Consider the following 24,398-nt stretch of genomic DNA (forward strand, 5'->3'; position numbering starts at 1 on the left):
ACCTGTCATGCGCATTCTGTTACCACCCTAATTTCCGGCCAACTGACGGGGATAGGGACGGTGGCATTGTTTTCCCCTATATACTCACAACACCAAAGATAGATTTCATTGATATAAGGTATTGGCACCTTAAGACGTTCTCCAATAGTAACTAAAAGGCTAAGATCACAGGCAATATCTTCCTGAGAGACTCTATGGTGTTGATCAAAAACATATCCTTCTTCATTTTTAGCTTTAATAAGAGAGATCGGAATTCCTTGGTATGCCTGATTCGTTCTCAGAATACTTAACAATGTACGAGGATCAGCAATAAGATCACCATAAGCTTCAACGATTTTCTGCTGTAAAGGTTGTACTGAGCGTAGATCGATGTGGAGTGCAGCTTCAGCTGCCTTACACAGCAACTGATTTTCCTCATCGCAACGGGAAAGGAAGTAGGCGCTTAACTCTGGGCAATCATTCCACCAACAAGGAATATGGTTGAAGGAATGTTTGTGCCATTGCCACTATGGACAATTAAACCGTAAATTACGGAGCCATGCATAATTGGATTACCTGTGGAGTTAGGGTAATTTCGAGGTAATCAGCAAGTAGTATCACAGGCGATTCATAAAGTTGGTTCAGATAACCGATTAATGTCTCAGCCATTTCTGGCTTTTTCCTACGTTGTAATGCAATATAAAGATGTGATTTAGCGCCACCAAGTTTGACACTTTTCCCCGGATAAGCTCAAAAACAATATGGGAAACATCTTTCATCCCCCGTAATACGATGTTAGGAAGAGTTCCTAAACGATGCTCTGCCAGCCAGTCAAAACCACCAAAACCAGGAATTGCACAGCCAAACACCGGTTTATTACGTGGCAATGCTGGCTGAATACGTTTTAGTACACTATCTCTTACATGAATTGGTGTAGTAATTATAATGACATCGGCATCACGGTAAGCTTCATAAGGACACGCTGTTACCAAGAGGGACTGGTTTTTAATAAGGTTCCGTAATTCAATAACGCATGAATTTGTCCGCCATTTTTTCTATAGGTCGCCTAAAATTTGGGTTGGCTGCTGAAAAATGTAACGTCGACTTTAGGATTTTGACTGAATAAAACTACAGCAAGGTGGTCGGTATGACCCACACCACAGATAGTTACTTTCAATTTATACTCAGCGATCATGATTTACACTCCAGAATTGTGGAGGAAGCAAACCAGTTATCGAGTTGATCCCAGATTTCTGGAGCAGTCAAATCTCGTTCTTTAAGCCATTCTTCATTGAAAATAGTGTGCAGATATTTTTCACCTCCATCAACGAGGACCAGCGTCACATTGTCCTTGATTATCCTTTTACCGATTAGTTCTAGCGTCTTATAAATTGCTCCCCCAGTAGAACCGCCAACCAATAAACCAAACCGTTGAGCAAGATAACGGGCTGTTTCAAAAGCGTAAGCATCAGAAACCTGTTCACCGTAATCAATGCAGCTATAATCTAGTACTAGACCAATCGTATCTCCCTCTGGTGTTCCTGTCCCTGACTGGTAATATGGCTTGCCTGGTTTACTAAATACAATGGAACCTTCCGGTTCAATAGCAATAATGACAGTATCAGGATTGTGAACCTTGAGCCCGTGTGCAATACCCGTTATCGAATCACCAGTGCCGACGCAGTCCACCCATGCGTCAACCCGACCAATTTGATGGACAATTTCACGAACCAGATCAGCATACCCACCTGCGTTGGCGGCATTATCAGACTGATTCATAAAGATAGCACCGGATATTTCACTGGCGATCTCGGCGGCCATACGTTGGCGTTCAATAACAGCGACTTCATTTTCACCATAGTCCACCTTTAACATAACGGATCTCAGCCCCCAACGCGCGCATGATGGATATTTTGTCCTGAGCTGCATGTTGTCGACAACGGCGATAAACTTAAGACCAAATTCAATAGAGGCTAACGCTAGTCCAATAACGGTATTTCCAGAAGATGACTCAACAATCATTTCACCCGGTTGGATACGCCCATATTTAAGTGCCGCAACAATCATATTTCTGGCCATACGGTCTTTCATACTACTACCGGGGTTATTTTTCTCGACTTTGATGTATAACCGGGAGTCTGCTTGTGTCAATGGCAACTGTATGACAGGAGTATTGCCAAGTAAATCAGTTATTTTGCTGAAAATCATTTAAAAATTTCTTAATTATCAACGGTGAACATCAATTTATTACTGGGATTCATCAATGCGGTAAGTCGTGTTGGGAGTGGGTGACGATGGAATTGATTTTCCAGTAAATCCATCTGATAACCGGCAGTGTTAACAAAGAGCAAAAGATTCCCAGGTTGAGGTAAGTGAAGAAACGAAATCAATCGATTAGTAATGACATCTTCATCCAGGCAACTATACCCAGCAATCCATGCTTTCCCTCGTGATTGATTTTGAGCGTGATTACTGGATCGAAGATGGATTGGATCGATTAGAAATTCAGAATTAAACCAGGTCTCGCAAGCACTTAAACTACTACCTTCAACAAATATAACAGAACTGTCATCGGTGTGAGGGCGGACTCGATATACTCAAAATACGCTTATGGCGCTCTGATTTACCAGGCTTCCTACCTGGCTCAATACAAAGTGTTAAACCTTCTTTACACAAAATATCAGATATACGCTCACCTACAGAGTCTTGACTCTCTAGAAATACTGTTAACCATTGTTCAGCATTGAGTTCACCATCATATGGGTAAAAGCATGCAGGAACCTTACCCGTACGATAATCTGCAAATTTTTGTGAGGATAACCAAGTTTTGTAACGTTGACTTTCCACATACTGTACCGGTAACCCTCATCCGATATCGATAATTGGAGGATCTAATCCAAGGTTACGGGCGTATGTAATTAACGGTAAGGCGTCAAGAAAAGCATTAGCCCTTGTTTCAGGGGCATAATCGCTGAGATAAAAATGAAAACCAGCAAGTTCTAGGTGCTTATTGGCTACCAGCGAATGAAGAGCGATGATAATTTCATCGCTTAACACCAAAACGGCTGGAGCAGTTTGCATCTGGACGCAGTCGTAGCAATAGACTAATCTTTTCGAAATTTCCTCTCCAGATCTGAGCAAGTTCAATAATATCCCGTAGTTCCTGATAAGAATCTACCGCAATCCGCGCCCCCTTAAGAATCAGTTCCTGCAAGAAATCACGCGTTTTGGCCGGCCCAGTTGCGCACTCAACTCCATGGCATCCAGCACATATGGCATCATATAACTCCTGGAGGCTGGAAACATCTGCACCAGCTCCAACAGATACTGCAGCTTGTAGGAGTGCCTATGATTTGTTAACTTTTACCCCCTAATAAAATTTACTTTTAATACCGAAACTCGCTGTAACCGCAGCCATAGCTTTAAGATTATGAGCCACAGTATGCGGCCAGACGATATTGAGTGGCGAGCTATACATATCCGTTAAACTGGTAAGAATTTCTGGCGACTGTTGTAACCAGTCACTAATTACTGAATCGAGGTAGGGAGGCAAATCTCTGGCAAAGTTTACCTGCCAGGAAGTTTTTTTGGGATTGGCAATGTTGAGTAGTGAAGACATTTTTATTACCTCAAAAATTCACGGTTACTGAAGCAAGTAAGGTACGAGTACGAGGATCGCCTTGTGCAATCGTGCTGTAGGAAGCAACGCCTGCCCAGTAATGACGGTCAAACACATTCTGCACATCAAAACGGAAGGTAGCCGGAATACTATAAACTTGAGTTTTATAGGTAATCCCCATATCTACTATTATCCATGAACCAATGGACTGAGTGTTTGCATGATTGACATACTTTTTCCCGCTGTAATTGATTTGACTGTTCAGCGAAAGTCCATTTAATACTGGTAAGGCATATTTTACGCCTAGGTTGGCCTGTACTGGAGATACGCCAACAGGTTTATTACCTCGAACACTAGAGGTTGGTGATGTAGTCAGTTCAGCATCAATCAGTGAGAAACTTCCTGTCATGCGTAGACCCTCCAGTGGTTCCCCTGAAAGATTCAGTTCGATCCCTCGGTTGCGTTGTTCATTGTTAGTGCTGAAGGTATTATTACCATCAATTGCTCCACTTGGTTTTGTTATTTGGAAGAGTGCAAGGTTAATCAGAAGTTCACCTAGATTATATTTGAATCCGACTTCGTATTGGTTTGAGCGATAAGGTCGCATAACCTGGCCTGCATTCTTCGCAGTTCCAGGAGCTATATCGCCTTTACTAAGTCCTTCAATATAGTTTGCGTATAGTGACAAAGATTGCCATGGTCGATAGACCAGTCCAAGCATTGTGGTAAAGGCCGATTCGTCATACGTCTAGGAGCGTTCTCCATTAGCGGAAAAATTATCGGAACGAACTCTTTGGAAGCGAATACCAGGGATAATATCAACACTGCCATCGAGAAGTGTAAGCGTATCGGCTAATGCCAGACCACTCAGTTGGTTTGAAGATATTTTGGGTACATGAGTTGGAGTAGGTGGTATAGTGACATCTTCTGCTGTTGGAGAGTAAATATTGGAATTAACCTTTTTTCCCCATGTACTAGCAACAGCTAGGCGATCATGATAGTAGCTGGGCTGAAACGTCATCTCATGTTCTACTGGTCCGGTTGTAAAATAGCTCTTAGCGCCTGTTTCTAAAGTGTAACGATTTACATTAAACCGAAAATTAGTAATAGTTGATACTACATCTCCTCGTTCATTGATAATGTTTGGTGTTTGTTCCGATATGCTTGAGACGAAAGAACGACCACCCCCTGCGTTAGCAAAAAAAGTTACATTATCATTAATGTCTTATTCAGTATGAAGTAATACACCTTGGTCACGGATCTTCCACTACATTCCCTTTTGAGCAATCTTTGTCTTTCCATCCGGGGCTGCTGGAACATCAATATTGGGGGCAACAGTAAAAGATCGGTTAGGTGATTTTGCGTGCTGATATTGATCCAGTAAGTCAAGACATACCCGGAATCCACCTTTAGCTATAATCAAGTGCAAGTACGCCAAGAGCTGCATTTTTACTGGCATTATTTAGTGATAAATTACCACTATTGCCTCCGTCATTAAAACGGATTCCCCACATTTCACCATCTGGGTGTAACCATAATCGGTCAACATCGATGTAGGTGCCAAATTGGCTATCTGATTCCCAAGTTGTTGTGTAATCTGAGTAACATCTCTGTTGGTTGCGCGTTTAGTTACTGCATTGATTACGCCCCCAACACCGCCATTAGGTGACATACCGTAAAGCCCAGCACCTGGTCCCTTAAGCACTTCAACGCATTCAAAATATTGTGTTAAGAGTTGATAGTTAGGCGCTACACCATAAACACCATTGAGTGCGACTTCACCAATGTTACCTTCACCAAGCAGAAATCCCCTTATCATAAAGGAATCCAGAATACCGCCTGAAAGAGCGGTAACACGGACTGACGAATCGTGTTGAATGACATCGCCAAGCGTTTTGGCTTGACGATCCTTAATATATTTAGATGTGTAACCTTTGATACTAAAAGGGGTATTTTGTACGTTTTTATTTCCTAACAGGCCAATATTGGCTCGTTATATAATATCGCCATCGTCAGTTGCATTTGATATTTTTCCGATAACAATAATTGGTTCCTCCTCTCTGGCAGCGCTCAACGTAATATGGGAAGTAAAGACAAAAGTAGTAAGATGGTATAGCAAAATAGTTTAAATACGATTTACTATCATCGCTTTATTCTCAGAAATCACTCTTATCAGGCGAGCAGAGGGTTATTAAGGCCATGCTGTATACGGTAATCTGTATATTGCTGTAAATGCATTCTCATTAATGAACGCGTTAACAATGGATGATGCATGAAATGCTGTCGTTCCTGATCCCATAATTGTTCATCAAGACGTGGGCGTAGTTCGTTGAAAACACGCTCTAGTTCTTCACCGAGAATGCTCCACATTCGGTTATCTGGAATGCGATAAAAGCCAGTCAAAAAACAAGCAAGTTTGTGTAAGTGACTAACAAAGCAAGCATCCACGACGAACGTTCTCACGGGTTCAATGTCATCTTCAAATACAGTGGATAGAATACCAGGCCATGAATAAGGTTTAAGTTTATAACCTTGTTTACGAAGAGCAGGAGCCCAAGTGCGGCCATCACCAAAGTCACGAATAAGCATTGCCTGCGCCATACTTTTTCATCAACAAAATCTGAGTATTTTGTTGATGAGCCTCGAGAGTTATACCATAAATCAGATACATTGCCAGGACAGGTTTAAGCACAATATACGCATAATTACGGAACCAGTTACTCGGATCCTGACCCGATAATTCAATAAATTCACTGACTATTGGTAGTGGTCGGTGAGGTAATTCGGTAAATAACGCCGCGACCGTTACTGCCAGTGTATTAGACTCTCTTTGCCAAGGTGATGTGTTGCGGAATACGACTGAAAGGAATTCACCTTCTGCATCATTTTTCCGTTCCGGATGAAGGAAATGCCATGCAGCCTCTTCACGAAAGCAATCAAGCATACCATCAAAGCCATTTTCCGCTTTTAAGATCGCATCAATGATTGTACTGATGCGTGGACCCATATGAATCGATTTAGCTTGCAAACTGCGCATTTCACTTGTCATCCAGATTGCGACTGGTAATTTGATAAAAGGCAATTTAGATGAGGCTGGTAGCATAGTCCTGAATGATATGGAAGGTGCTGTTTCAAGCATAGGGCCATCGGTCAGGAGTATTCCATCTTTAATTTCTTTTGCAAAATGTTTATGGATCCAGTATTTGAGATGCCATGGATGGAGAGGAAGGGGAAGCCACATTTCAGGTTCTAATTCTTCATTTTTCAACCACTCACACCATATCGGCCAAGTATCACGAAAAACCTCCGAAAGCCATTGATGAATATCTTTAACATGAGGCATTTTTTCGCAATAGCTCATGTCTGCTCATAAAGCCTCTATACGAAGGGTAACTCGAGCACCAAATTCGGCAGATAAATCTTCAATATCCTGCTCATTCAATCCTGGACGAAATTTCCAGGTTGGATAGTAGGATGTCCTTCTAGTGCTTCCCATTGATCGAGGAGAGTCGCTCCATTACGTATATCATGGTGTGCCCTTACCCATTTGGTAAAAAATCTTTCATAATCTTTTTCCATCTTTTTGGCAATAGTTGCTCGCCAATTCTTCCTGTGTTTTCTAGCCATTCTGTCATTGTGGATGCTATTTGTGACATCATCATTGAATTGGTTTATCCCTTCCATGGTTGGCCTGAAATCAAGATCATTTAGGATAATGTCAATCAAATATTCATGTGTTTGAATTTGTACCTTATGGCCATTGGAACTTTCAAGGAATATATTCCCTTTATTAATAACTGTATTGGCTGGATAAATTGTTGTTTTTTCAAAATGAAGTTTGCTAATACCATCAGAAAGAGGGTATGAAATCTGATTATTAGAAATAATAACTCGTGTTACATCCAATAACTTTTCTGCAAAAAAGCATCGGACTATTCTGGTCAGTGCGTTGCGCATTGAATAATCAAATAAATTGGGATGATTATTCTTATTCGTGCTTAATTTCCCTGGCTGTTCCATCATTTTCTCTTTCTAGGTTAGAGTGTTGAAACTATAAAGATCATACTTTTTGAAAAAAATAATACTAATCACGTTACGAGTCTTGAAAAATTCAAGTCACTAAGTTAGCATCAAAATTAATCCATACAAAAAATACTAAATATCATTATCATTCGTACGATCTATTATTGTGGCCAGTTTGCAAAATGGATAAAATTAATTTATTATCAAAAAATCAGGTGGTTTTTATAAAGGAAGATGTCACATATCTTTTTGTCCTTGCAAATAAAAAGGAGTTATTCACTAAAGCTCTTGAATGTGGTGTAGACGTAATAATTATTGACCTAGAAGACTCTGTTCACCCTTCAGAAAAAACTCATGGGCGTGAGAATATTGTGAGTTGGTTTGCTGCTGTGAATAGGGAGTTGATTACAACGAAAATTTATATCAAGATTAACCATCCCGAATGTGTTGACTTTATTCACGATGTAGAAATGCTAAATTCACTAGTGGTGAGCTTCGATAACAGGTATTATGGTGCCCAAAATGGAATCTGGCAATACGATAGATAAAATAAAAAATCATTTAACAGATAAACTGACAGAACTCCCATTTATTGGCATCATCGAAACAGTCTGAGGAGTATACTACTCTTACGCTATTGCTACAAGTGGTATTACAAGAATAGCATTTGGCTCTCTGGATTATTCTCTGGATATAAATTGTCAGCAAACGTCGGATGCATTTCTTTACGCACGGAGCCAGATTGTTGTAGCCTCACGTGTTGCTAATCTTTCCGCTCCAATTGATTGTGTTACCCCTATTTTTTTTCATCCGAGACTTTGTCTGTTGATGCACAGCATGCTAAACCGTTGGGTTTTAGTGCGAAATTATGTATTCATCCAAAACAAGTTTCTATTATAGCTAAAGTGTTCTCGCCGAGTGAGGAGCAAAAACAATGGGCCAATAGGGTTATTGAGCAATCGAAAGATAATTATGCTTTTCAGGTAGAAGGGGTTATGGTCGATTTACCATTGATAAAGCAGGCTTCACGTCTATTGGGAAAAGGTGACAGAAAATTTAAATAAAAATAATTACTGAAAAGAGATAATAAGCAAGGATCATTCACATATGGTCAATATTGTACGTCAAGTATGCAAGCGGTTTGACATTATTGTTTTTTACTAAGCCATCAATAAATAGCACAGCGTAACAATACGCTAACTTTAAATTCCAGTCTGACTGTTTCAACCATTAACTAGTCAGCTAGGAAAATTTTGAGCTAGGAATTAAAGGTATTGCGATGGATAATGGTGTCGATTATTCATTAGCACTATTTGAGATCCGGCAGAATAACTTTAACTAATTAGATTGTAATGCTCCGCGACGTCCGAATGGTGCCAGGGTTTATTATGATATTGATGGTATTAAAACCCGAGGTTTTGAAGTTGAAGTCAGCGGTCAGATCACCGATGATTGGAAAATTTATGCCGGTTATACCCAGTTCCGAGGTATATATTAGGATGGTAAACGTATCAAATAGAGAAAGGTCAAATAGATTATTTAAACTGTTTTCAACTTATACTTTGCCAGGTGTGATGAGCAATCTAACGATTGGCGGTGGTGTTAACTGGTAAGATCAGACTGGGCAACTACTCGATGAGCCTGGTAAGAAATCAGTTAAAGCTGAACAAGCAAGCTTTGCTGTTGTTAACTTGATGGGGCGTTATCAATTTACACCGGCGCTTTCGCTAATGGTTAATTTGAATAATCTGTTTGATAAAATTTATTACAGGCAATTGCTTGATTACAAACAATATTACTATGGTGGTGCTCCTCGTAATATTGAAGCAACACTCAATTATCAGTTTTAATTAAATAATAGATTTAAAGGTTATTAATAATGGTACTGCTGCGACAACGATTAATATTTTATAAAATGGGGTTTACAGTACCATTGATGTTAATGATAATTTTATTAACAGCTTGTGATAGACTGCCAGTAGTAAGCAATTTAGCATCAGAGACTATAGGTTATCCTAAAACTATCATTACCGCACTTGGCAAAGCGGAAATTGACCAATCACCGCGACGGATTGCGGCATTGGGAAGCGGTAGTGAGGATATCTTATTAGCCCTTGGGATCGTGCCTATTGCGATTGAGTCACATTATTGGGGTAATGATAGACAAGGATATTTACCCTGGTTTAAGGAAGAAATTAAACGGCGTGGCGCCAGGTTACCTATTATCATTGAAATGTATACAGAATTGGATATAGAAAAATTATTAAATTAAAACTTGATTTAATTCTGGCAACCCAATCAGGTATCACCCAAGCGGATTTTAATGCGTTATTTTATTTTGCTCTGGTGGTGGCATATCTAGATAAACCCTGGCAGACAACACCGCAACAGCAAATTAAGTTAATTGCTAATGCATTAAATAAAAACAACCGCAGGGAAAAAAATTGAGCGCTGAACTTGATGCGATGTTAGTCGCAGCCTGTCATCGTATCCCTAATATACAAAACTATCAATTTGCTTATATTAAGGCTCGGACGACAGCGAATACTTTATCCATTTATGTAAAAAATGATCCATGGGTGGATACATTGGTTCATATTGGTTTGTTATTATTGGCACTGGCAAAAATCGTCACGGCTCTTTTTGTTAGTTTTGCTGTCAATATTGGTTTGGAAAATGCTGATTTACTGAATGATGCTGATATTTTGTTGACCTGGTATAACAGCGAAAAAGAGCGATAACAAACTGAATCTCAGCCGCTATTTCAATCGATACGGGCAGTTCGTCAGGGAGTTTATATTCCATTAACGGGGATCAAGCGCTTGTCATGTCTATGTCGTATGGCTCGCCACTCAGTTTACGTTGGGGATTACTAAAATTTATGTCATTACTGCAGCAGGAGTTAGCCAAGCATCATAAATTCTAAGCAGCGTATTTCCCGGGTATTGGGATTAATATTAATGTTGCTATTAACCTGCCTTTGTATTCTGGCCAGTTTAAGTTTTGGTTCAAAACCCGTACCGTTATCAGTAGTTTGGCAACATTATTGGTTTAACAGTCAAGTTAATTATTATGATTTAATCATTGAGGCACTAGAGTCCCGTACTTTTATTGGATTAATGGCGGGGGCAGCGTTAGCAGGTGCAGTGACGCAAGGATGACTGTGTAATCCGCTTGGCGATCCTGGTTTATTAGGCATCAATGCCGGTGCAGCAGCGGCAGTGGTTTTTTGCTCTTTAGTGCCATTACTAACTAATGTCTCTCATTTTTGGGCAGCTTTTGTTGGCGCTAATTTATCCACTTTATTGTTTTATTTTCTGAGTGGTAGTCGCCTTAATACTAACCCGGTAAGGCTAATTTTAACCGGCGTCGCTATCAATGTTTATTGGCGATAGTGCAAGGCATTGTTCTAATCAACCCACAAGCGATGGATAGTTATCGTTTTTGGGATCGTGGGCGCTTTAAATGCAGTATCGTTAATAGAGGTTGGTTGGTTAATCCCTTATTTATTATTGGCTATTATCTTAACATTTTCACTGAGTGCAGCATTAAATATTATGGTCTTTGGTGACGGTATTGTGCATTCTCTGCGTGGTAATGTCGCGCGTACCCGCCTATTTGTCGCTATTAAGTGTTAGTATGCTGGCGGCTGTTGCAATCGTAATGGCTGGGCCGATCACTTTTGTTGGTTTAGTCGTGCCACATTTAATGCGAGCCTGGATAGGTAGTGATTTTCGTTGGTTATTGCCTTATAGCATGTTAGCAGGCTCATGTTTGTTATTAATATCTGATGTGATAGCACGACTAGTCATTGCGCCAGAAGAAGTAATGGTTGGTATTATTACCGCGGTAGTTGGTGCCCCTTCACTTTATTGGGTAGTCAAAAAACCAACTGATAGCAGGATGGTAGAATAAAGTATGATGCAGATCGATTTGTCAGCTAATCAAACGGGCACTAAAACATTTGGCATAGGAAATATACGATTTATTGCTCCTTTATGGCAGACGTCCAGTAGAATTTTATTCTTATTTATTTTGTTAGTTTTATTTTTATATCTGGTTTTAGCCTTTGGCCGGGAAGGGATAGATAATCCTTGGTTAGAGATGAACACCCGTTATCAGCAATTTATTCTATTACAGATCCGTTTACCTAGAGCATTAGTTGCTATCAGTGCGAGTATGACGCTGGCGCTTTCAGGCGCGCTTTTTCAGATCACTACGCGTAATGCATTAGGCAGTCCAGATATTATTAGTATTAATGCCGGAGCAGAGGTTGGCATTATGGCGGCGTTACTATTCTAGCCTGGTGTTTTACCTATTCCTGTTGGCGCGTTAATAGGGGCTGTTGTTGCGGTATTATTGGTTTATGTTGCTAATAGCGTCGTAAATGGCGAAATACAGACGGCTAAAATTGTGCTTTCAGGTATTGCTGTAGTTGCTTTATGTATGGCGTTAGTTGATTTCGCCATTTCAAATACCCGTACTGAGCAGGCGCAACAAATCCGGTCACTGTTAAGTGGCAGTTTGGCTAATCGGGGTTGGCAGGATGTTGTGCTGATCAGTAGTATGTTGGTTTTTATGCCAATTCTGTTTTGGTTGGCTAAGCAGTTGAACTATATTAGTTTAGGTAATGATGTCGCTATTACATTTGGTGTTCCTGTTCGATTGGTGCAAATTATCAGCATACTATTAGCGATTATTTTTGCCATCCTATCAGTATTGGTTGTTGGGCCGGTTGCTTTTGTTGCGCTAGCAGCATCGCAAATTGCCCGGCGACTTATTTTGTATAAAGGTGTAGCACTATTTTGTTCTATGCTAGTTGGCGCTTTATTAATGTTGAGCGCTGATTTTATTACTCTAATATTGCCAACGCCTGGGCGTTTAACGGTAGGTTTGGTCACGGCAGTTATTGGTGGGATTTATTTAATGTACTTATTGTATATAGAATTTAGGAGAATAGGCTAATGGTATCATCTACTCATTCTCCCTTTGTTGCTTCACGGCTTACAGCCCATGATGTCTCTGTTGGATATGGCAAAAAAAGCATTATTAAAGATGTAAATATAGCTATTTATGATAACGAATTTAGTGTCATTATCGGACCTAACGGCTGTGGTAAATCAACTTTATTAAAAACCTTTAGTCGTATTATGTAGCCGCAGTCTGGTGAAATACGATTAGATGGTAATGATGTTTTCCATGCTAAAGCTCATTATTAGCACAAGGCGCTGTTATCACTGAACCATTGACTATCTATGAACTCGTTTCATGCGGACGTTATCATTATCAATCTTTTTTATTACAGTGGTCAGCTGAAGATGAACGGGCGGTACATGATGCACTAAAGGCGGTAGATCTTTGGCCTATGGCGCAAAAATTAGTCAGTGAATTATCAGGCGGTCAGCGTCAGCGAGTCTGGTTTGCGATGACACTTACTTAACAGACCCCCATCATTTTATTAGATGAACCAACAACCTATTTAGATATAGGCCATCAAATTGAAATGCTTGATCTTTGTCAACGTTTGCATCAGCAAGGAAAAACGTTATTGTTGGTACTGCATGACATTAACCTGGCTTTACGTTATGCCTCGCGTCTAATTATGATGAAAGAGGGGCAAATCTATGCTGAAGGAAAACCTGAAAAAATTATTACTGAACAGAATATTAAAAATGTATTTGGTTTACCATGCCGAATTATTTCAGATCCTGAATCGGGTAAACCATTAATTATTCCAAAATATAAAATAAATAATCGCCAGAATATTTTTTTATATTTTTAGGATTGAAAATAAAAAATTGGGAAATATGGCATGGGAAATCAAAAAACCTTACTTATTATTAAAGTGAGGTTTTTTTGTTAAAATATATGCTGCTTAGAGAAGAGTGTTAGAATCAGTATATTGTATCCCAAATATTTAACATCGGATGGCTAACGGTTTATTGGCGGATCAATGTAGGAATAAAAATGAATAAAATGGCTTTATCATTGTGTATGTTAAGTTTTTTTGTTCTACGAAAGTGATTACCCATCAACAATTAGCTGATCTATGGCAATCAACAAAGGAAGAAGCTAAACAACTAGTTAGTCACATGAGTTTTGAAGAAAAGCTGGGGCAAATGTTAATGTTGGGGTTTCGTCATTGGGGGGATTGACGCAAAAAAAAATGCTATGGCGATGACCAACTCTAACCCAGCAATCGCCAATATTATTCACCATTATCATTTAGGTTCAGTGATCTTATTTAGAGACAATTTAATTGATTCGCCACAAACCGTAAACTTGATTAATGCGCTGCAACAGACTCGCAGCAACTTACCATTATTTATTAGCGTTGACCAGGAAGGTGGCTATATCACGCGATTACGAGATGGTACTGAGATGCCGGGTAATATGGAATTAGGCGCAACGCGTTCTAAACAGCTGAGTGAATTGGTTGGTATGATCCATGGTTATGAACTGACTCATTTAGGCTTTAATTTTAATTTTGCGCCAGTGGTTGATATCAATAATAACCAAGCTAATCCTATGATTGGTGTACGTTCTTATTCAGACAGGCTACAGCTAGTGGCTGAAATGGCCAACAGTTATATTCAAGTAATTCATCGATATAGTGTTTTAAAGGCAATTAAACATTTTCCCGGTCATGGAAACGTGACTGCTGATAGCCATTTATCCTTGTTAACAATTAACATTAATCAGCATAACATTAATCAGCAAAAATGGCATAAATTTGAGTTACTCCCATTTATGCATACCATGAGAAATGCAGATGCAATCATCACAGCTCATATCGTGATGCCTGCATTAGATAATATAAACTGACTACCATAGATAATCGACTAACTGGTGTGGTGCCGGTAACACCTTCTAAGCCAATTTTGACTGGGTTATTACGTAATAGCCTTAATTTTTGAGGTTTAGTGATCATCGATGCGATGGATATGAGGGTTATTGCCAATAACTTTGAAAATCGCTGGGCAATTAAACAAGCAATATTGGCCGGCAATGACATTATTTTAATGCCATTAAAAATTAGGGATATTGAGGATGTTACTAAACTAGAACAACTCTATCACTATCTAAAAACTGAAGCGGAAAACGATGCTGAATTAAAGCGTCGGATTGATGAATCAGCTTATCTGGTCGTACTTAGCAAATTAAAAAATAGAATTTCAGCAGAAGATAAGTCTGCCCAGCAAGCGCAACAAGTTGTTGCAGTAAAAATAGATAAAGATATTGAGAATATGGTGGCTGACAATGCGATCACATTAATAAAAAACAGTAACCTACTGCCATTTCCATTAAAAAATGATAATAAAATTGTTATTTTTTTAGATGAAAAAGCCCGTAATCAATTAATTAAAAAACATCTACAGGCAATAGCGAATGAGTTAAATATTGTTATTACTACTCAAGATGATGTCGTTACAATGATGGCGGATGATAGATCGGAAAATCAATTAGCCGCAGAAATTCAACATACAGATCTTATTATTTTAGCCACCTATAATCTAAAGAAAGCGCCCGTTAATACTCAGCGGATACTCAATGTTGCCAATCGTAATGCTATCCCAGTGGCGGTCATATCGACCAATAATCCTTACGATATTGCTTATCTGCAAGGCGTGAAAGCCAATATTGCCATTTATGGTATTACCCGTTTTGATGCGACTGATAATAATAGAAATAATTTAGAAGCTAACATTGGTAGCGGACTAAGAACCCTATTTCTCACCCCCGATAAGCGCTTAATGAATTTACCGACAGGTAAATTTCCGGTTGATATCAAAACACCCGATTTAGAACGCATTCTCTATCCTTATGGATATGGTTTGGGTTATAAATGAAATTATTAGTTAATATATTTTATAGAATTGTTCAATATTGAGCTAACTTATTGTTTTTTATATTTTTTATAAAACATGACTATTATCTCAAAAATAAAAATTTTTTGAGTAAAGTATATCTGTATAATAGTGAAGTATTTTTTTATTTTTATCAAAATTATATGTTTTTTTGTAACAACATTTATCGTACAAATGTTCTTGTTTGAATGTAAAAGATTTATAATCCGCGCAAATTTTATCATTCTTAGTTAGTGTAGAGGTAGCTATTAAGCCTGGGGCGGTAGCGTGTCTTTTTGATATCGTTATTAATACCCTATTTTAATAGTCACGTTAGTTGTAGTTGTTTTGTATTTATAATGTTATTTATTTTAGATAATTTTTCATAAATAATCACTTGTATTATTTATGAAAAGTAAATTTTTTAATAAGTAATTATTTTTATACAGAATCTTAGTAATTTTGAATTATTATTTATTCGATAAGAGTTTGCTGATTATAGTTCAGTTATTGACTATTTTGAAGTGCCAATAAAAAAATGATAACCGATATGAAAGCCAACTATATTATTCAATAAAAAATACTTAATTTCTAATTATGCAAAATAATTTCTCTATTGAATGAGTGTAAATATGTTTGCGTTCTTGTGGCTATGGATATTGCTTTTTTATGTGTTTTAATTTTGCTAATGGGCATATTTATTGATGCTTAGTGATATTCAATTGGAATCATCTGCTGATGTTTAAGCGCATTAGTATGATTAATTACATTGATGTATCGTCGCTAAAAAACATTTATTAAATAACTGTTAAAACTATGAACAAATGTTTGTAGTTTATATATAAATATTGTTTAAGATTTTACTTATAAATAAAAGTTTTAGGATTAGACATGTCAACAGTTAGTAATTTAGAAAAAAAAATTGATAATTTATCCGCCATTATTGCCATTGTAGGCCTTGGCTATGTTGGTTTACCTTTAATTCTTAGATACAATGAAATTGGTTATAAAGTAATCGGGTTCGATATTGATAATACTAAAGTAACTCAACTAAATAACGGTGAAAGTTATATCGAACATATTTCTTCAGAAAGAATTCATTCTGCTAAACAACATAACTTTAAAGCTACAACGGATTTTTCTTATATTACTGAATGTGACGTTATTATTCTTTGTGTCCCTACCCCTTTAAATAAATATCGAGAACCTGACATTAGCTTTATTGTTAATACAATGGAGAAAATTCAACCTTTTTTACGTAAAGGACAATTATTATCTTTGGAAAGTACAACTTATCCTGGTACAACTGAAGAAGAATTATTACCCAGAATTGAAGAAAAAGGTTTTAAAGTTGGAAAAGATATATTTCTTGTCTATTCTCCTGAACGTGAAGATCCGGGTAATCCTAATTTTGAAACCAGAACTATCCCTAAAGTAATTGGTGGATGTACTGAAGCATGTCTGAAAATTGGTCAATCAATTTACAGTCAAGCAATAGATAAGGTAGTACCAGTGAGCTCAATGAAAGCTGCTGAAATGACTAAGTTATTGGAAAATATTCATCGTGCCGTTAATATTGGTTTGGTTAATGAAATGAAAATCGTCGCAGATAAAATGGATATTGATATTTTTGAAGTTATCCAAGCCGCAGCAACAAAACCATTTGGATTTACACCCTATTATCCAGGGCCTGGATTAGGTGGACATTGTATTCCTATCGACCCATTCTATTTAACCTGGAAAGCACGAGAATATGGTGTTAATACTCGATTCATAGAATTATCGGGTGAAATTAACCGAGCTATGCCTGAATATGTTTTGAATAAATTGATTGATGGCCTAAATAAACAAGGTAAGGCATTAAAAGGTAGTAGAATATTATTATTAGGTATTGCTTATAAGAAAAATGTTGATGACATGAGAGAGTCCCCAGCAGTGGAATTAATGGAACTTATTCAACAAAAAAGTGCTATCGTTTTTTATAGTGATCCTCATGTGCCAAAATTTCCTCATATGCGCGAGCATCATTTCGATTTATCCAGTGAAGACCTTACAGCAGAAAGTATCAATTCATTTGATGCTCTTGTCTTAACAACTGATCATGATAAATTTGACTATCCACTTATTAAAATTCATGCAAAGTTACTCATTGATACTCGTGGAATTTATCGCGAACCCGCAAAAAATATAGTTAAAGCGTAATATCACTATGTTAATTTTAAGTTAATGGATTAAATGTTATGAAAAAATTTGTTTTAATTGGCGCAGCAGGCTATATCGCGCCTCGTCATATGAAAGCAATTACAGAAACTAATAATGAATTAACTGTCGCTTATGACATCAATGACTCAGTTGGAATTATTGATAGTATATTTCCATAAAGCGAGTTTTTTACTGAATTTGAGCGTTTTTATGATTATGCCCATCATTTACAGCGTAACTCAGCTACAAAATTAGACTATGTAGTGATATGTTCGCCAAACTTATTTACACCTTTCCCATATAACAGCCGGTTTGCGTCTTGGTTGTGATGTTATTTGTGAAAAACCCTTAGTTCCAACACTTGAGCAGTTGGATGAACTAGCTTTAGTTGAAAAAGAGACGGGTAAAAAAGTTTATAATATTCTGCAATTGCAAGATTATCAGGCAATTTTAGGACTAAAAGAAAAAGTGGCTCACAATAATAGAGCCGATAAATATGATGTTATCCTAACTTATATTACTTCCCGCGACAAATGGTATATGGAAAGTTGATCCCCGCAAATCATTTGGGGTTGCAACCAATATTGGAGTACATTTCTTTGATATGCTCCATTTTATATTTGGTAAGTTAGAAAAAAATGAATTGCATTACACCGATGAGCAAAAAGCAGAGGGTTATCTCGAATATGAAAAAGCGCGAGTTCGTTGGTTCTTATCTATAGATGCCAAAGATTTACCTGAAGCAGTTAAAGGCGAACAAACAACTTATCGCTCAATTACTATTGATGATGAGGAAATTGAGTTTTCTAAAGGGTTTACTGATTTGCATACCACTAGTTATCAAGAGATATTAGCAGGACGTGGTTATGGTTTGAATGATACGTGCCACTATATTGAAACAGTAGATACGATAAGATCTACATCACCTACTATGGCTAAAGCGAAAGAAGGTTATCCTTTTCTGCCTAAATTAATTAAGTAATCATTATGGTAAATATCATGAGCTATTATCAGCCATCCCGGCGCTATTATTGATGAAGGAGCGCAAATAGGCAATGGAACTTGAGTATGGTATTTTGTGCATGTTTGTGGTGGGGCGGTTATAGGAGAAAATGTTTCATTAGGGCAAAATGTTTTTGTTGGTAATAAAGTTATCATTGGGAAATTATTGTAAAATTCAAAATAATGTATCTGTTTATGATAATGTCATCCTTGAAGAAGGCGTATTTTGTGGGCCTAGCATGGTGTTTACTAATGTCTATAATCCTCGCTCGCTGATTGAGCGTAAAGATCAATATCAGAATACACTCATTAAAAAAGGCGCCTACCTTAGGGGCTAATTGCACTATTGTTTGTGGGATAACCATTGGAAAATTTGCATTTATTGGTGCAGGAGCAGTAGTGAATAAAGATGTGTCTGACTATGCGTTAATGGTTGGTGTACCAGCTAAGTAGATTGGTTGGATGAGTGAATTTGGCGAGCAATTGGAACTGCCATTGAGTGGAGATGCGGAAACAATTTGTCCCCATACTGGCAATAAATATCGCTTAAGAGACAATAAAGTTGAGCGTGTGACATAAACCAGATAGTAAAGATTAAAAGCGATAATAGAAAAATGATGCAATTTATTGACTTGAACACCCAACAAGCGCGTATTAAAAATAAAATCAATCTGGCTATTCAAAGCATATTATATCATGGTAAATATATTCTTGGGCCAGAAGTTACTGAATTAGAGGAAAAACTTGCAGACTATGTTGGCTCCAAATATTGCATCTGTGTGGCCAATGGTACTGATGCGTTACAGATTGCTCAAATGACTTTTGGTATTGGCCCTGGTGATGAAGTAATTACTCCAGGATTTACATATATAGCAACCGCTGAAACAGTGGCACTGTTAGGCGCTAGACCAGTATATGTTGATGTATGCCCAAAAACTTATAATTTAGATCCGCAAAAACTTGAAGCCGCTATCACGGCAAGAACAAAAGCGATTATTCCGGTATCGCTTTATGGTCAATGTGCAGATTTTGATGCGATTAACACGATTGTCAGCAAATATAATATTCTTGTTATCGAAGATGCCGCGCAAAGTTTTGGCGCGACCTATAAAGGCAACTATTCATGTAATTTAACGACAATTGCTTGTACCAGCTTTTTCCCAAGTAAACCGCTTGGTTGCTATGGTGATGGTGGCGTAATTTTTACTAATGATGAACAATTAGCATTAGTAATAAGACAGATTGCGCGACATGGTCAGGATCGCCGTTATCATCATATCCGAGTTGGTGTTAATAGTTGTTTGGATACTTTGCAAGCGGCGATATTATTAGCAAAGTTAGAAATTTTTGCCGAAGAAATACAACTGCGCCAGCAAGTCGCTAAACGTTATGATTTTATGTTAAATCAAGCAGGTATAACAACAACTCCGTATATTGAAACATATAATACCAGCGCTTATGCACAATATACTATTCAAGCGGAAAATCGCGAGTTAGTACAAACTCAATTAAAAACAGCAGGCATACCTACAGCAGTTGATTATCCCATCCCTTTAAATAAACAACCTGCTGTTGCAGATAATTCAGTAGAATTATCTGTTGGTGATGGGATAGCAGAAAAAGTAATCAGCTTACCAATGCATCCATATTTGACAGAAAGTACACAGGATAAAATAATTCAGGTGTTAAAATGGCTCTTTTTGTGATCAAAAAAATAGTGCCATAAACTGAATTTGCTCGTAATGTAGTAACTTTAATGACAGGTACAACTATTGCACAGGTAATAGCAATAGCAATAAGCCCTTTGCTAACAAGAATTTATACCCCAAAAAGACTTTGGTGTATTGGCACTTTTTATTTCAATAATAGCTATTTTAGGGGGTATTGCTAATGCCAGATATGAACTGGCAATCATGTTACCTGAAAAAGATGAAGATGCGATAAATATATTTGCCTTAGGTTTTATTATCAACTGTATGCTATCGTTATTTTTTATGTTGCTTGCAATTGGGTTTAATGATTATTTCACTAAATTGATAGATAATTAAGTGATAGGTTTCTGGTTATATTTTTTGCCGTTATCTGTATTTTTCATAGGACTATTTAATTTATTAAATTATTTTAATAATTGAAGAAAAAACTATAAAGACTTAAAAAATGCGGTTGTTATTAAATCTATATTCTTAGCTGTAATACAATTGAGTATTGGATTAGTAAAAACAGACGCTAGTGGATTAATTTCGGGTCAGATAATTTCAATTTTTTTTGCCAAAGCGTTATAGAACATTTCTAAAATATTCAGTTTTAGCGATTCTATTTAATAACTTATCTCAGCATTTAATTAGTATTTTAATTTCGTCTTTATTTAATATAATTACTTTAGGTTTTTATTCTCTTATGCAACGTTTACTTGGAATGCCTTCAACATTAATTGGTAGTTCGATAGGGCAGGTTTTTTTAACAAGCGAGTCAAGAAAAAAACAGCTTTAGCAATAAAATTATTTAATAGTGCAGTTAATAAATTGCTAATTATAGGAATTCCACTATTTTTTTTATTTATCTGACAGTAGAGACATTATTTATTTTTGTATTTGGTGGAGAGTGGCTGGATATTATGCAAAATTGATTTGTCCTTTATTTTTTATAAGATTTGTTGTATCGACGGTGAGTAAAATTGATACTGAAATGGAAAAAAAGAATATATATTTGTTATTTAATATTGTATTGTTAATAACAAGTTTGGCTATTATTTATATTTTATATGGTTTTTTACTAAGATATATGGCTAAGGGAAAAGTTGAAAGCTTTACGTTAATTATTTTTTTAGCTTATCCTCTTTATTTTTTATATTCTGTGCTTTTTTATTCCAGTAAGTCTTGAATGTAGATAATTTCTTATTCTAGGTTTTAATGTTAACAAAAAGCGTTATTGTTGAACAATTGTATAATTTAGGAATTGGTAAAAATGATGTTATGCTAATTAGAGCTGATTTGGGAAATATTGGGTGCATTGAAGGTGGAGCGTCTGGTTTTATTGATGCACTATTAGATACAGTTGGTGAAGATAGAACTATCATTTCTTTAGCTTTCACTAAAGGCAGTTCATTTATCAAAAAACCGAAAATTGAAAATGCATCTGAAATATCAAAAAAAAGCTATGCTGGAGCCTTACCTAATGCAATGTTATGACACCCTAATGCATTAAGAATTAAGCATCCAATCTGTTCTTATGTTGCTATAGGCAAATACGTCAGTTATTTAACAGCCGATCATAATGAGAATTCTTCAGTATATGAACCCATTAGAAAATTAATCGATTTAGAAAGAAAATGTGTACTTATAGGATGCGTTAAAAGTAGTCCAGGTTTTACTATGACACATTTAGCAGAAGCAGACTTAGGGTTACTTAAACTAAATATTTTTCCTAGCTTAAATATGGTTTATTATAAATCTGCTATTGAAGAATATAAAATTTTTAGAAGGAAAGATCTTGGGCTTTGTTCCAATTCTTACTATAAATTCTATTCTCACTACGTCAATGAAGGAATCCTTCAGACGGGCAGGATAGGTAAAGCCTATTCATTAGCATTGGATCATAAATTTAATATTTGTGATTCCCCTGATTGTTTTGTTTGTAATGTCAGGAGATGGGATCGGTTGCATAAAATCCCCCTTTTTGTAGTAAGAAAAATTATTAAAAAACTGTTCCTAAAGTTTAAATTTGCTTCAAAAAGTTAATATTTATATCATAAAAAATTTTGCGAAAAATGAGAGAAAGATGTGTAATGGTTTAATCGAACTATTATAGGTATCCTTGCTTATTAAATAACAATTCTATGTGATTCAAATTTGGGAAGGATAAAATATGACAAACTTTACTTTAAATGCACTCGATTGGCTTTGTCTTATTTTACAGGAGCGATTTGGGCATAAATTTATATTGTCTTATCAAAATCAAGCATTAAAACTCAGTTTAGCCGGACAAACACAGAATTATATTTTATTCTCGAAATTAATAGCGTCTTTTTTTCAATCCCGTTCTGATATTCCTTGTTGTTTATGGGATGCTAAGAGAGAAGGCTGGACCAATGTACTAGGCCTGCGGATTTCCGCACTTGGTGTCAGTGGTTTACAGAATCCATTAATTAGAGATCATTCAGGTAATATTGAAATCCATTATGATATCCTAGGATTGACTTACTGGATGCTTAATCGTATTGAAGAAATTGGCCGAATAGATTTAGACAGACATGGTCGCTTTCCAGCGATAAACTGCCATGCCTATAAAAATAATTATCTTGAAAGACCTATTGTGGATCAATGGCTATATATTTTAAGTTAGGTAATTAAACGAATCTGGCCACAATTAGAATTAAAAAAACATCAATTTAGTATTAAAATTTCTCATGATGTTGATCGTCCTAGTCTTTATGCTTTTAAATCTTGAAAAACAATTGGGCGCATAATGGCAGGGCATCTCATTAAGCGACATAATGTTAAAGCATTTTTGGTAATATTCTATATCAAACTATTTACTTCGATAAATAGAAAGTTACATTTTGCTGATGGTTATAATACATTTGACTGGCTTATGGATGTATCTGAGAAGAATAATCTAAAAATTTCCTTTTATTTTATTTTTGGCCGTACTGATACAGTATATGATGCAGACTATCAACCTCAACATATGGCTATCCGAAAATTTATGCGGTAAATACATGCAAGAGGCCATGAAATTGGATTACACCCTAGTTATAATACATACCTCCAACCACAACTGATTGCCCAAGAGTTTAATCGACTTAGAAATATATGTAACAAAGAAAGTATTCAGCAAATTGAATGGGGCGGACGACTATTTACGTTGGTAACAGCCAACAACATTACAAACCTGGAATAATGCCAAATTAAACTATGATTCCATTTTGAGCTATGCTGATAGGGCAGGTTTCGGTTGTAGTACATGTTATGAATATCCAGTATTTAATCTAATAACACAACGTATTTTAGATATTCGAATAAGACCGTTGATAGTGATGGAATGTAGTGTTATTTCAGCAGAAAATATTGGGCTAAAAGTTGGTAGTTGGTACGGAGGAAACCGATAAAATATTACAGCTAAAAGAAAATTATAGATCCGTGGGTGGTTGCTTCATTTTACTTTGGTATAATTCTGAGTTTGAATCTGAGTTTAAAAAAGTATGTATCAAACAATTCTAAAAGATTAATTGGAATAGTGTTAATTTTTTTTAAAAAGACATTCAAGTTTCCTTGATATTAAATAGTATATATTTAAAAATTATACCATTAATATTTTTTTATTATCTTTAAAATTAACTTAGACATAAGTTATATGTTATTTTAAATATTTTTATTTTAATTTAAATATATCAATCTTAAAATATTTACTATCCAGATTATTTTTACTAATAGTATTAACTTTTACTCTTAATTGTACATATAAGTCGAGTGATTATTTTCTTATGCTAATTACTTAATCATTGGTAACACCATTAAGAAGTATTTATGGTTTGTCAAGTAAAAACATTAACCCTTTACTATAATAACTTTTTATTTATATATATTTTTTTAAAAAACTAAATTAGTGAATAGGATAAAACCCTGCATATTAAAAATGGTAACAAAATTGCTGTCATAATGTTTTATTTTATTAGTCACTTGGTGGTATTTTTTATGCTTATAAATATTTTAACTTGGACTTTATTA

Annotated in this window: 30 protein-coding genes and 7 pseudogenes; 24 read left to right on the plus strand and 13 right to left on the minus strand. The window is 36.3% G+C overall.

All coding sequences use genetic code 11. From position 1 onward, the window contains the following. Positions 1-5: 5 nt before the first annotated feature. The 13 genes and pseudogenes from ARADI_RS18080 to ARADI_RS18125 form a co-directional block, all read right to left on the minus strand. Positions 6-476 carry an NAD/NADP octopine/nopaline dehydrogenase family protein gene (locus ARADI_RS18080; RefSeq protein ID WP_238149371.1) on the minus strand — a complete coding sequence of 157 codons (471 nt, stop codon included), beginning with the start codon at positions 474-476 and terminating at the stop codon, positions 6-8. A 156-nt stretch (positions 477-632) separates the two neighbouring features. Beyond that, the gene (locus ARADI_RS18085) at positions 633-971 is read right to left on the minus strand and encodes a hypothetical protein (protein ID WP_238149324.1); all 339 of its coding nucleotides are present in this window, start codon (positions 969-971) and stop codon (positions 633-635) included. A gap of 199 nt (positions 972-1,170) precedes the next feature. After that, a complete protein-coding gene (locus ARADI_RS09440) occupies positions 1,171-2,187 on the minus strand; it encodes a PLP-dependent cysteine synthase family protein (RefSeq protein ID WP_119711884.1) in 1,017 nt (338 codons plus the stop codon). Positions 2,188-2,198: 11 nt separating this feature from the next. Continuing rightward, entirely contained in the window at positions 2,199-2,330 is a 132-nt protein-coding gene (locus ARADI_RS19780) for a hypothetical protein (RefSeq protein WP_255420669.1), read from the minus strand. Positions 2,331-2,547: 217 nt separating this feature from the next. Further along, complete coding sequence (locus tag ARADI_RS18090; protein WP_238149325.1) at positions 2,548-2,826, minus strand: hypothetical protein; 279 nt, start codon at positions 2,824-2,826, stop codon at positions 2,548-2,550. A gap of 18 nt (positions 2,827-2,844) precedes the next feature. Then, positions 2,845-3,060: a hypothetical protein gene (locus ARADI_RS18095; RefSeq protein WP_238149326.1), complete on the minus strand. Its 216-nt coding sequence runs from the start codon at positions 3,058-3,060 to the stop codon at positions 2,845-2,847. 289 nt (positions 3,061-3,349) lie between these two features. Next, positions 3,350-3,598 (minus strand): hypothetical protein, encoded by a 249-nt coding sequence (locus ARADI_RS18100; RefSeq protein WP_238149327.1) that lies wholly within the window; start codon positions 3,596-3,598, stop codon positions 3,350-3,352. Positions 3,599-3,608: 10 nt separating this feature from the next. Next, positions 3,609-4,331: pseudogene (locus ARADI_RS18105) on the minus strand (TonB-dependent receptor); the annotation flags it as partial. A gap of 15 nt (positions 4,332-4,346) precedes the next feature. Then, entirely contained in the window at positions 4,347-4,619 is a 273-nt protein-coding gene (locus ARADI_RS18110) for a hypothetical protein (RefSeq protein ID WP_238149329.1), read from the minus strand. A 441-nt stretch (positions 4,620-5,060) separates the two neighbouring features. Beyond that, the gene (locus ARADI_RS18115; RefSeq protein ID WP_369407008.1) at positions 5,061-5,582 is read right to left on the minus strand and encodes a TonB-dependent receptor plug domain-containing protein; all 522 of its coding nucleotides are present in this window, start codon (positions 5,580-5,582) and stop codon (positions 5,061-5,063) included. Between the two features lie 188 nt (positions 5,583-5,770). After that, complete coding sequence (locus ARADI_RS19785; protein ID WP_255420670.1) at positions 5,771-6,199, minus strand: ferric iron reductase; 429 nt, start codon at positions 6,197-6,199, stop codon at positions 5,771-5,773. Continuing rightward, on the minus strand, positions 6,174-6,959 hold the full coding sequence (locus tag ARADI_RS19790) for an IucA/IucC family protein (RefSeq protein ID WP_255420671.1): 786 nt from the start codon (positions 6,957-6,959) through the stop codon (positions 6,174-6,176). The genes ARADI_RS19785 and ARADI_RS19790 overlap by 26 nt, the downstream gene beginning before the upstream one ends. Positions 6,960-7,036: 77 nt before the next feature. Beyond that, on the minus strand, positions 7,037-7,621 hold the full coding sequence (locus tag ARADI_RS18125) for a hypothetical protein (protein WP_238149330.1): 585 nt from the start codon (positions 7,619-7,621) through the stop codon (positions 7,037-7,039). 182 nt (positions 7,622-7,803) lie between these two features. Here ARADI_RS18125 and ARADI_RS18130 point away from each other — a divergent pair, with 182 nt between their 5' ends. From ARADI_RS18130 to ARADI_RS09545, 24 genes and pseudogenes are all read left to right on the plus strand, one after another. Then, positions 7,804-8,169 carry an aldolase/citrate lyase family protein gene (locus ARADI_RS18130; protein ID WP_238149331.1) on the plus strand — a complete coding sequence of 122 codons (366 nt, stop codon included), beginning with the start codon at positions 7,804-7,806 and terminating at the stop codon, positions 8,167-8,169. Positions 8,170-8,439: 270 nt separating this feature from the next. Continuing rightward, a complete protein-coding gene (locus ARADI_RS18135; protein WP_238149332.1) occupies positions 8,440-8,685 on the plus strand; it encodes an aldolase/citrate lyase/malate synthase family protein in 246 nt (81 codons plus the stop codon). 627 nt (positions 8,686-9,312) lie between these two features. Beyond that, positions 9,313-9,471: a hypothetical protein gene (locus tag ARADI_RS18140; RefSeq protein ID WP_369406996.1), complete on the plus strand. Its 159-nt coding sequence runs from the start codon at positions 9,313-9,315 to the stop codon at positions 9,469-9,471. A gap of 29 nt (positions 9,472-9,500) precedes the next feature. Continuing rightward, positions 9,501-9,893, plus strand: a complete 393-nt coding sequence (locus ARADI_RS18145; RefSeq protein WP_238149333.1) for a substrate-binding domain-containing protein — start codon at positions 9,501-9,503, stop codon at positions 9,891-9,893. Between the two features lie 172 nt (positions 9,894-10,065). Continuing rightward, a complete protein-coding gene (locus ARADI_RS18150) occupies positions 10,066-10,362 on the plus strand; it encodes a hypothetical protein (protein ID WP_238149334.1) in 297 nt (98 codons plus the stop codon). A 219-nt stretch (positions 10,363-10,581) separates the two neighbouring features. Then, a pseudogene (locus ARADI_RS21000) lies at positions 10,582-11,536 on the plus strand (FecCD family ABC transporter permease). A 6-nt stretch (positions 11,537-11,542) separates the two neighbouring features. Beyond that, positions 11,543-12,586, plus strand: a pseudogene (locus tag ARADI_RS09480) (FecCD family ABC transporter permease). Beyond that, positions 12,586-13,403, plus strand: a pseudogene (locus ARADI_RS09485) (ABC transporter ATP-binding protein). Before ARADI_RS09480 ends, ARADI_RS09485 begins: the two co-directional pseudogenes overlap by 1 nt. Positions 13,404-13,611: 208 nt before the next feature. Continuing rightward, positions 13,612-13,776 (plus strand): hypothetical protein, encoded by a 165-nt coding sequence (locus ARADI_RS18175; RefSeq protein WP_238149339.1) that lies wholly within the window; start codon positions 13,612-13,614, stop codon positions 13,774-13,776. A 22-nt stretch (positions 13,777-13,798) separates the two neighbouring features. Next, entirely contained in the window at positions 13,799-14,446 is a 648-nt protein-coding gene (locus ARADI_RS18180; RefSeq protein ID WP_238149340.1) for a glycoside hydrolase family 3 N-terminal domain-containing protein, read from the plus strand. 98 nt (positions 14,447-14,544) lie between these two features. After that, entirely contained in the window at positions 14,545-15,471 is a 927-nt protein-coding gene (locus ARADI_RS18185) for a glycoside hydrolase family 3 protein (protein WP_238149341.1), read from the plus strand. Between the two features lie 888 nt (positions 15,472-16,359). After that, positions 16,360-17,670: a nucleotide sugar dehydrogenase gene (locus ARADI_RS09495; protein WP_119711885.1), complete on the plus strand. Its 1,311-nt coding sequence runs from the start codon at positions 16,360-16,362 to the stop codon at positions 17,668-17,670. 38 nt (positions 17,671-17,708) lie between these two features. Then, positions 17,709-17,849: a hypothetical protein gene (locus ARADI_RS21705; RefSeq protein WP_439647096.1), complete on the plus strand. Its 141-nt coding sequence runs from the start codon at positions 17,709-17,711 to the stop codon at positions 17,847-17,849. A 112-nt stretch (positions 17,850-17,961) separates the two neighbouring features. Beyond that, positions 17,962-18,222, plus strand: a pseudogene (locus tag ARADI_RS21710) (Gfo/Idh/MocA family oxidoreductase); the annotation flags it as partial. Positions 18,223-18,253: 31 nt separating this feature from the next. After that, positions 18,254-18,652: a Gfo/Idh/MocA family oxidoreductase gene (locus ARADI_RS21715; protein WP_439647100.1), complete on the plus strand. Its 399-nt coding sequence runs from the start codon at positions 18,254-18,256 to the stop codon at positions 18,650-18,652. A gap of 17 nt (positions 18,653-18,669) precedes the next feature. Continuing rightward, a pseudogene (locus ARADI_RS09505) lies at positions 18,670-19,251 on the plus strand (acyltransferase). 35 nt (positions 19,252-19,286) lie between these two features. Further along, on the plus strand, positions 19,287-20,378 hold the full coding sequence (locus tag ARADI_RS09510) for a DegT/DnrJ/EryC1/StrS family aminotransferase (protein ID WP_119711886.1): 1,092 nt from the start codon (positions 19,287-19,289) through the stop codon (positions 20,376-20,378). Between the two features lie 138 nt (positions 20,379-20,516). Next, positions 20,517-20,720, plus strand: coding sequence for a hypothetical protein (locus tag ARADI_RS09515; protein WP_119711887.1), 204 nt, complete (start codon positions 20,517-20,519; stop codon positions 20,718-20,720). Positions 20,721-20,937: 217 nt separating this feature from the next. Continuing rightward, complete coding sequence (locus ARADI_RS21005; protein WP_119711888.1) at positions 20,938-21,162, plus strand: oligosaccharide flippase family protein; 225 nt, start codon at positions 20,938-20,940, stop codon at positions 21,160-21,162. Between the two features lie 419 nt (positions 21,163-21,581). After that, entirely contained in the window at positions 21,582-21,860 is a 279-nt protein-coding gene (locus ARADI_RS09525; RefSeq protein ID WP_119711890.1) for an AAC(3) family N-acetyltransferase, read from the plus strand. Positions 21,861-21,875: 15 nt separating this feature from the next. Further along, a pseudogene (locus ARADI_RS09530) lies at positions 21,876-22,409 on the plus strand (AAC(3) family N-acetyltransferase); the annotation flags it as partial. Positions 22,410-22,536: 127 nt separating this feature from the next. After that, positions 22,537-23,013, plus strand: a complete 477-nt coding sequence (locus ARADI_RS09535; protein WP_202864197.1) for a DUF7033 domain-containing protein — start codon at positions 22,537-22,539, stop codon at positions 23,011-23,013. A 123-nt stretch (positions 23,014-23,136) separates the two neighbouring features. Beyond that, positions 23,137-23,385 (plus strand): polysaccharide deacetylase family protein, encoded by a 249-nt coding sequence (locus tag ARADI_RS09540; protein ID WP_202864198.1) that lies wholly within the window; start codon positions 23,137-23,139, stop codon positions 23,383-23,385. Positions 23,386-23,596: 211 nt separating this feature from the next. After that, positions 23,597-23,779: a hypothetical protein gene (locus ARADI_RS09545; RefSeq protein WP_202864199.1), complete on the plus strand. Its 183-nt coding sequence runs from the start codon at positions 23,597-23,599 to the stop codon at positions 23,777-23,779. Positions 23,780-24,398: the final 619 nt, after the last annotated feature.

The organism is Arsenophonus endosymbiont of Aleurodicus floccissimus (assembly GCF_900343025.1).
Lineage (GTDB): Bacteria > Pseudomonadota > Gammaproteobacteria > Enterobacterales > Enterobacteriaceae > Arsenophonus.

What these genes read in the sequence shown, in the direction of transcription:
- ARADI_RS09440 (WP_119711884.1), bottom strand. Translation starts at nt 2,187, where the DNA reads ATGATTTTCAGCAAAATAACTGATTTACTTGGCAATACTCCTGTCATA.
- ARADI_RS18095 (WP_238149326.1), bottom strand. Translation starts at nt 3,060, where the DNA reads ATGCAAACTGCTCCAGCCGTTTTGGTGTTAAGCGATGAAATTATCATC.
- ARADI_RS18100 (WP_238149327.1), bottom strand. Translation starts at nt 3,598, where the DNA reads ATGTCTTCACTACTCAACATTGCCAATCCCAAAAAAACTTCCTGGCAG.
- ARADI_RS18110 (WP_238149329.1), bottom strand. Translation starts at nt 4,619, where the DNA reads ATGACGTTTCAGCCCAGCTACTATCATGATCGCCTAGCTGTTGCTAGT.
- ARADI_RS19785 (WP_255420670.1), bottom strand. Translation starts at nt 6,199, where the DNA reads ATGGCGCAGGCAATGCTTATTCGTGACTTTGGTGATGGCCGCACTTGG.
- ARADI_RS19790 (WP_255420671.1), bottom strand. Translation starts at nt 6,959, where the DNA reads ATGAGCTATTGCGAAAAAATGCCTCATGTTAAAGATATTCATCAATGG.
- ARADI_RS18125 (WP_238149330.1), bottom strand. Translation starts at nt 7,621, where the DNA reads ATGATGGAACAGCCAGGGAAATTAAGCACGAATAAGAATAATCATCCC.
- ARADI_RS18130 (WP_238149331.1), top strand. Translation starts at nt 7,804, where the DNA reads ATGGATAAAATTAATTTATTATCAAAAAATCAGGTGGTTTTTATAAAG.
- ARADI_RS18145 (WP_238149333.1), top strand. Translation starts at nt 9,501, where the DNA reads ATGGTACTGCTGCGACAACGATTAATATTTTATAAAATGGGGTTTACA.
- ARADI_RS18180 (WP_238149340.1), top strand. Translation starts at nt 13,799, where the DNA reads ATGACCAACTCTAACCCAGCAATCGCCAATATTATTCACCATTATCAT.
- ARADI_RS09495 (WP_119711885.1), top strand. Translation starts at nt 16,360, where the DNA reads ATGTCAACAGTTAGTAATTTAGAAAAAAAAATTGATAATTTATCCGCC.
- ARADI_RS21705 (WP_439647096.1), top strand. Translation starts at nt 17,709, where the DNA reads ATGAAAAAATTTGTTTTAATTGGCGCAGCAGGCTATATCGCGCCTCGT.
- ARADI_RS09510 (WP_119711886.1), top strand. Translation starts at nt 19,287, where the DNA reads ATGATGCAATTTATTGACTTGAACACCCAACAAGCGCGTATTAAAAAT.
- ARADI_RS09525 (WP_119711890.1), top strand. Translation starts at nt 21,582, where the DNA reads ATGTTAACAAAAAGCGTTATTGTTGAACAATTGTATAATTTAGGAATT.
- ARADI_RS09535 (WP_202864197.1), top strand. Translation starts at nt 22,537, where the DNA reads ATGACAAACTTTACTTTAAATGCACTCGATTGGCTTTGTCTTATTTTA.
- ARADI_RS09540 (WP_202864198.1), top strand. Translation starts at nt 23,137, where the DNA reads ATGGCAGGGCATCTCATTAAGCGACATAATGTTAAAGCATTTTTGGTA.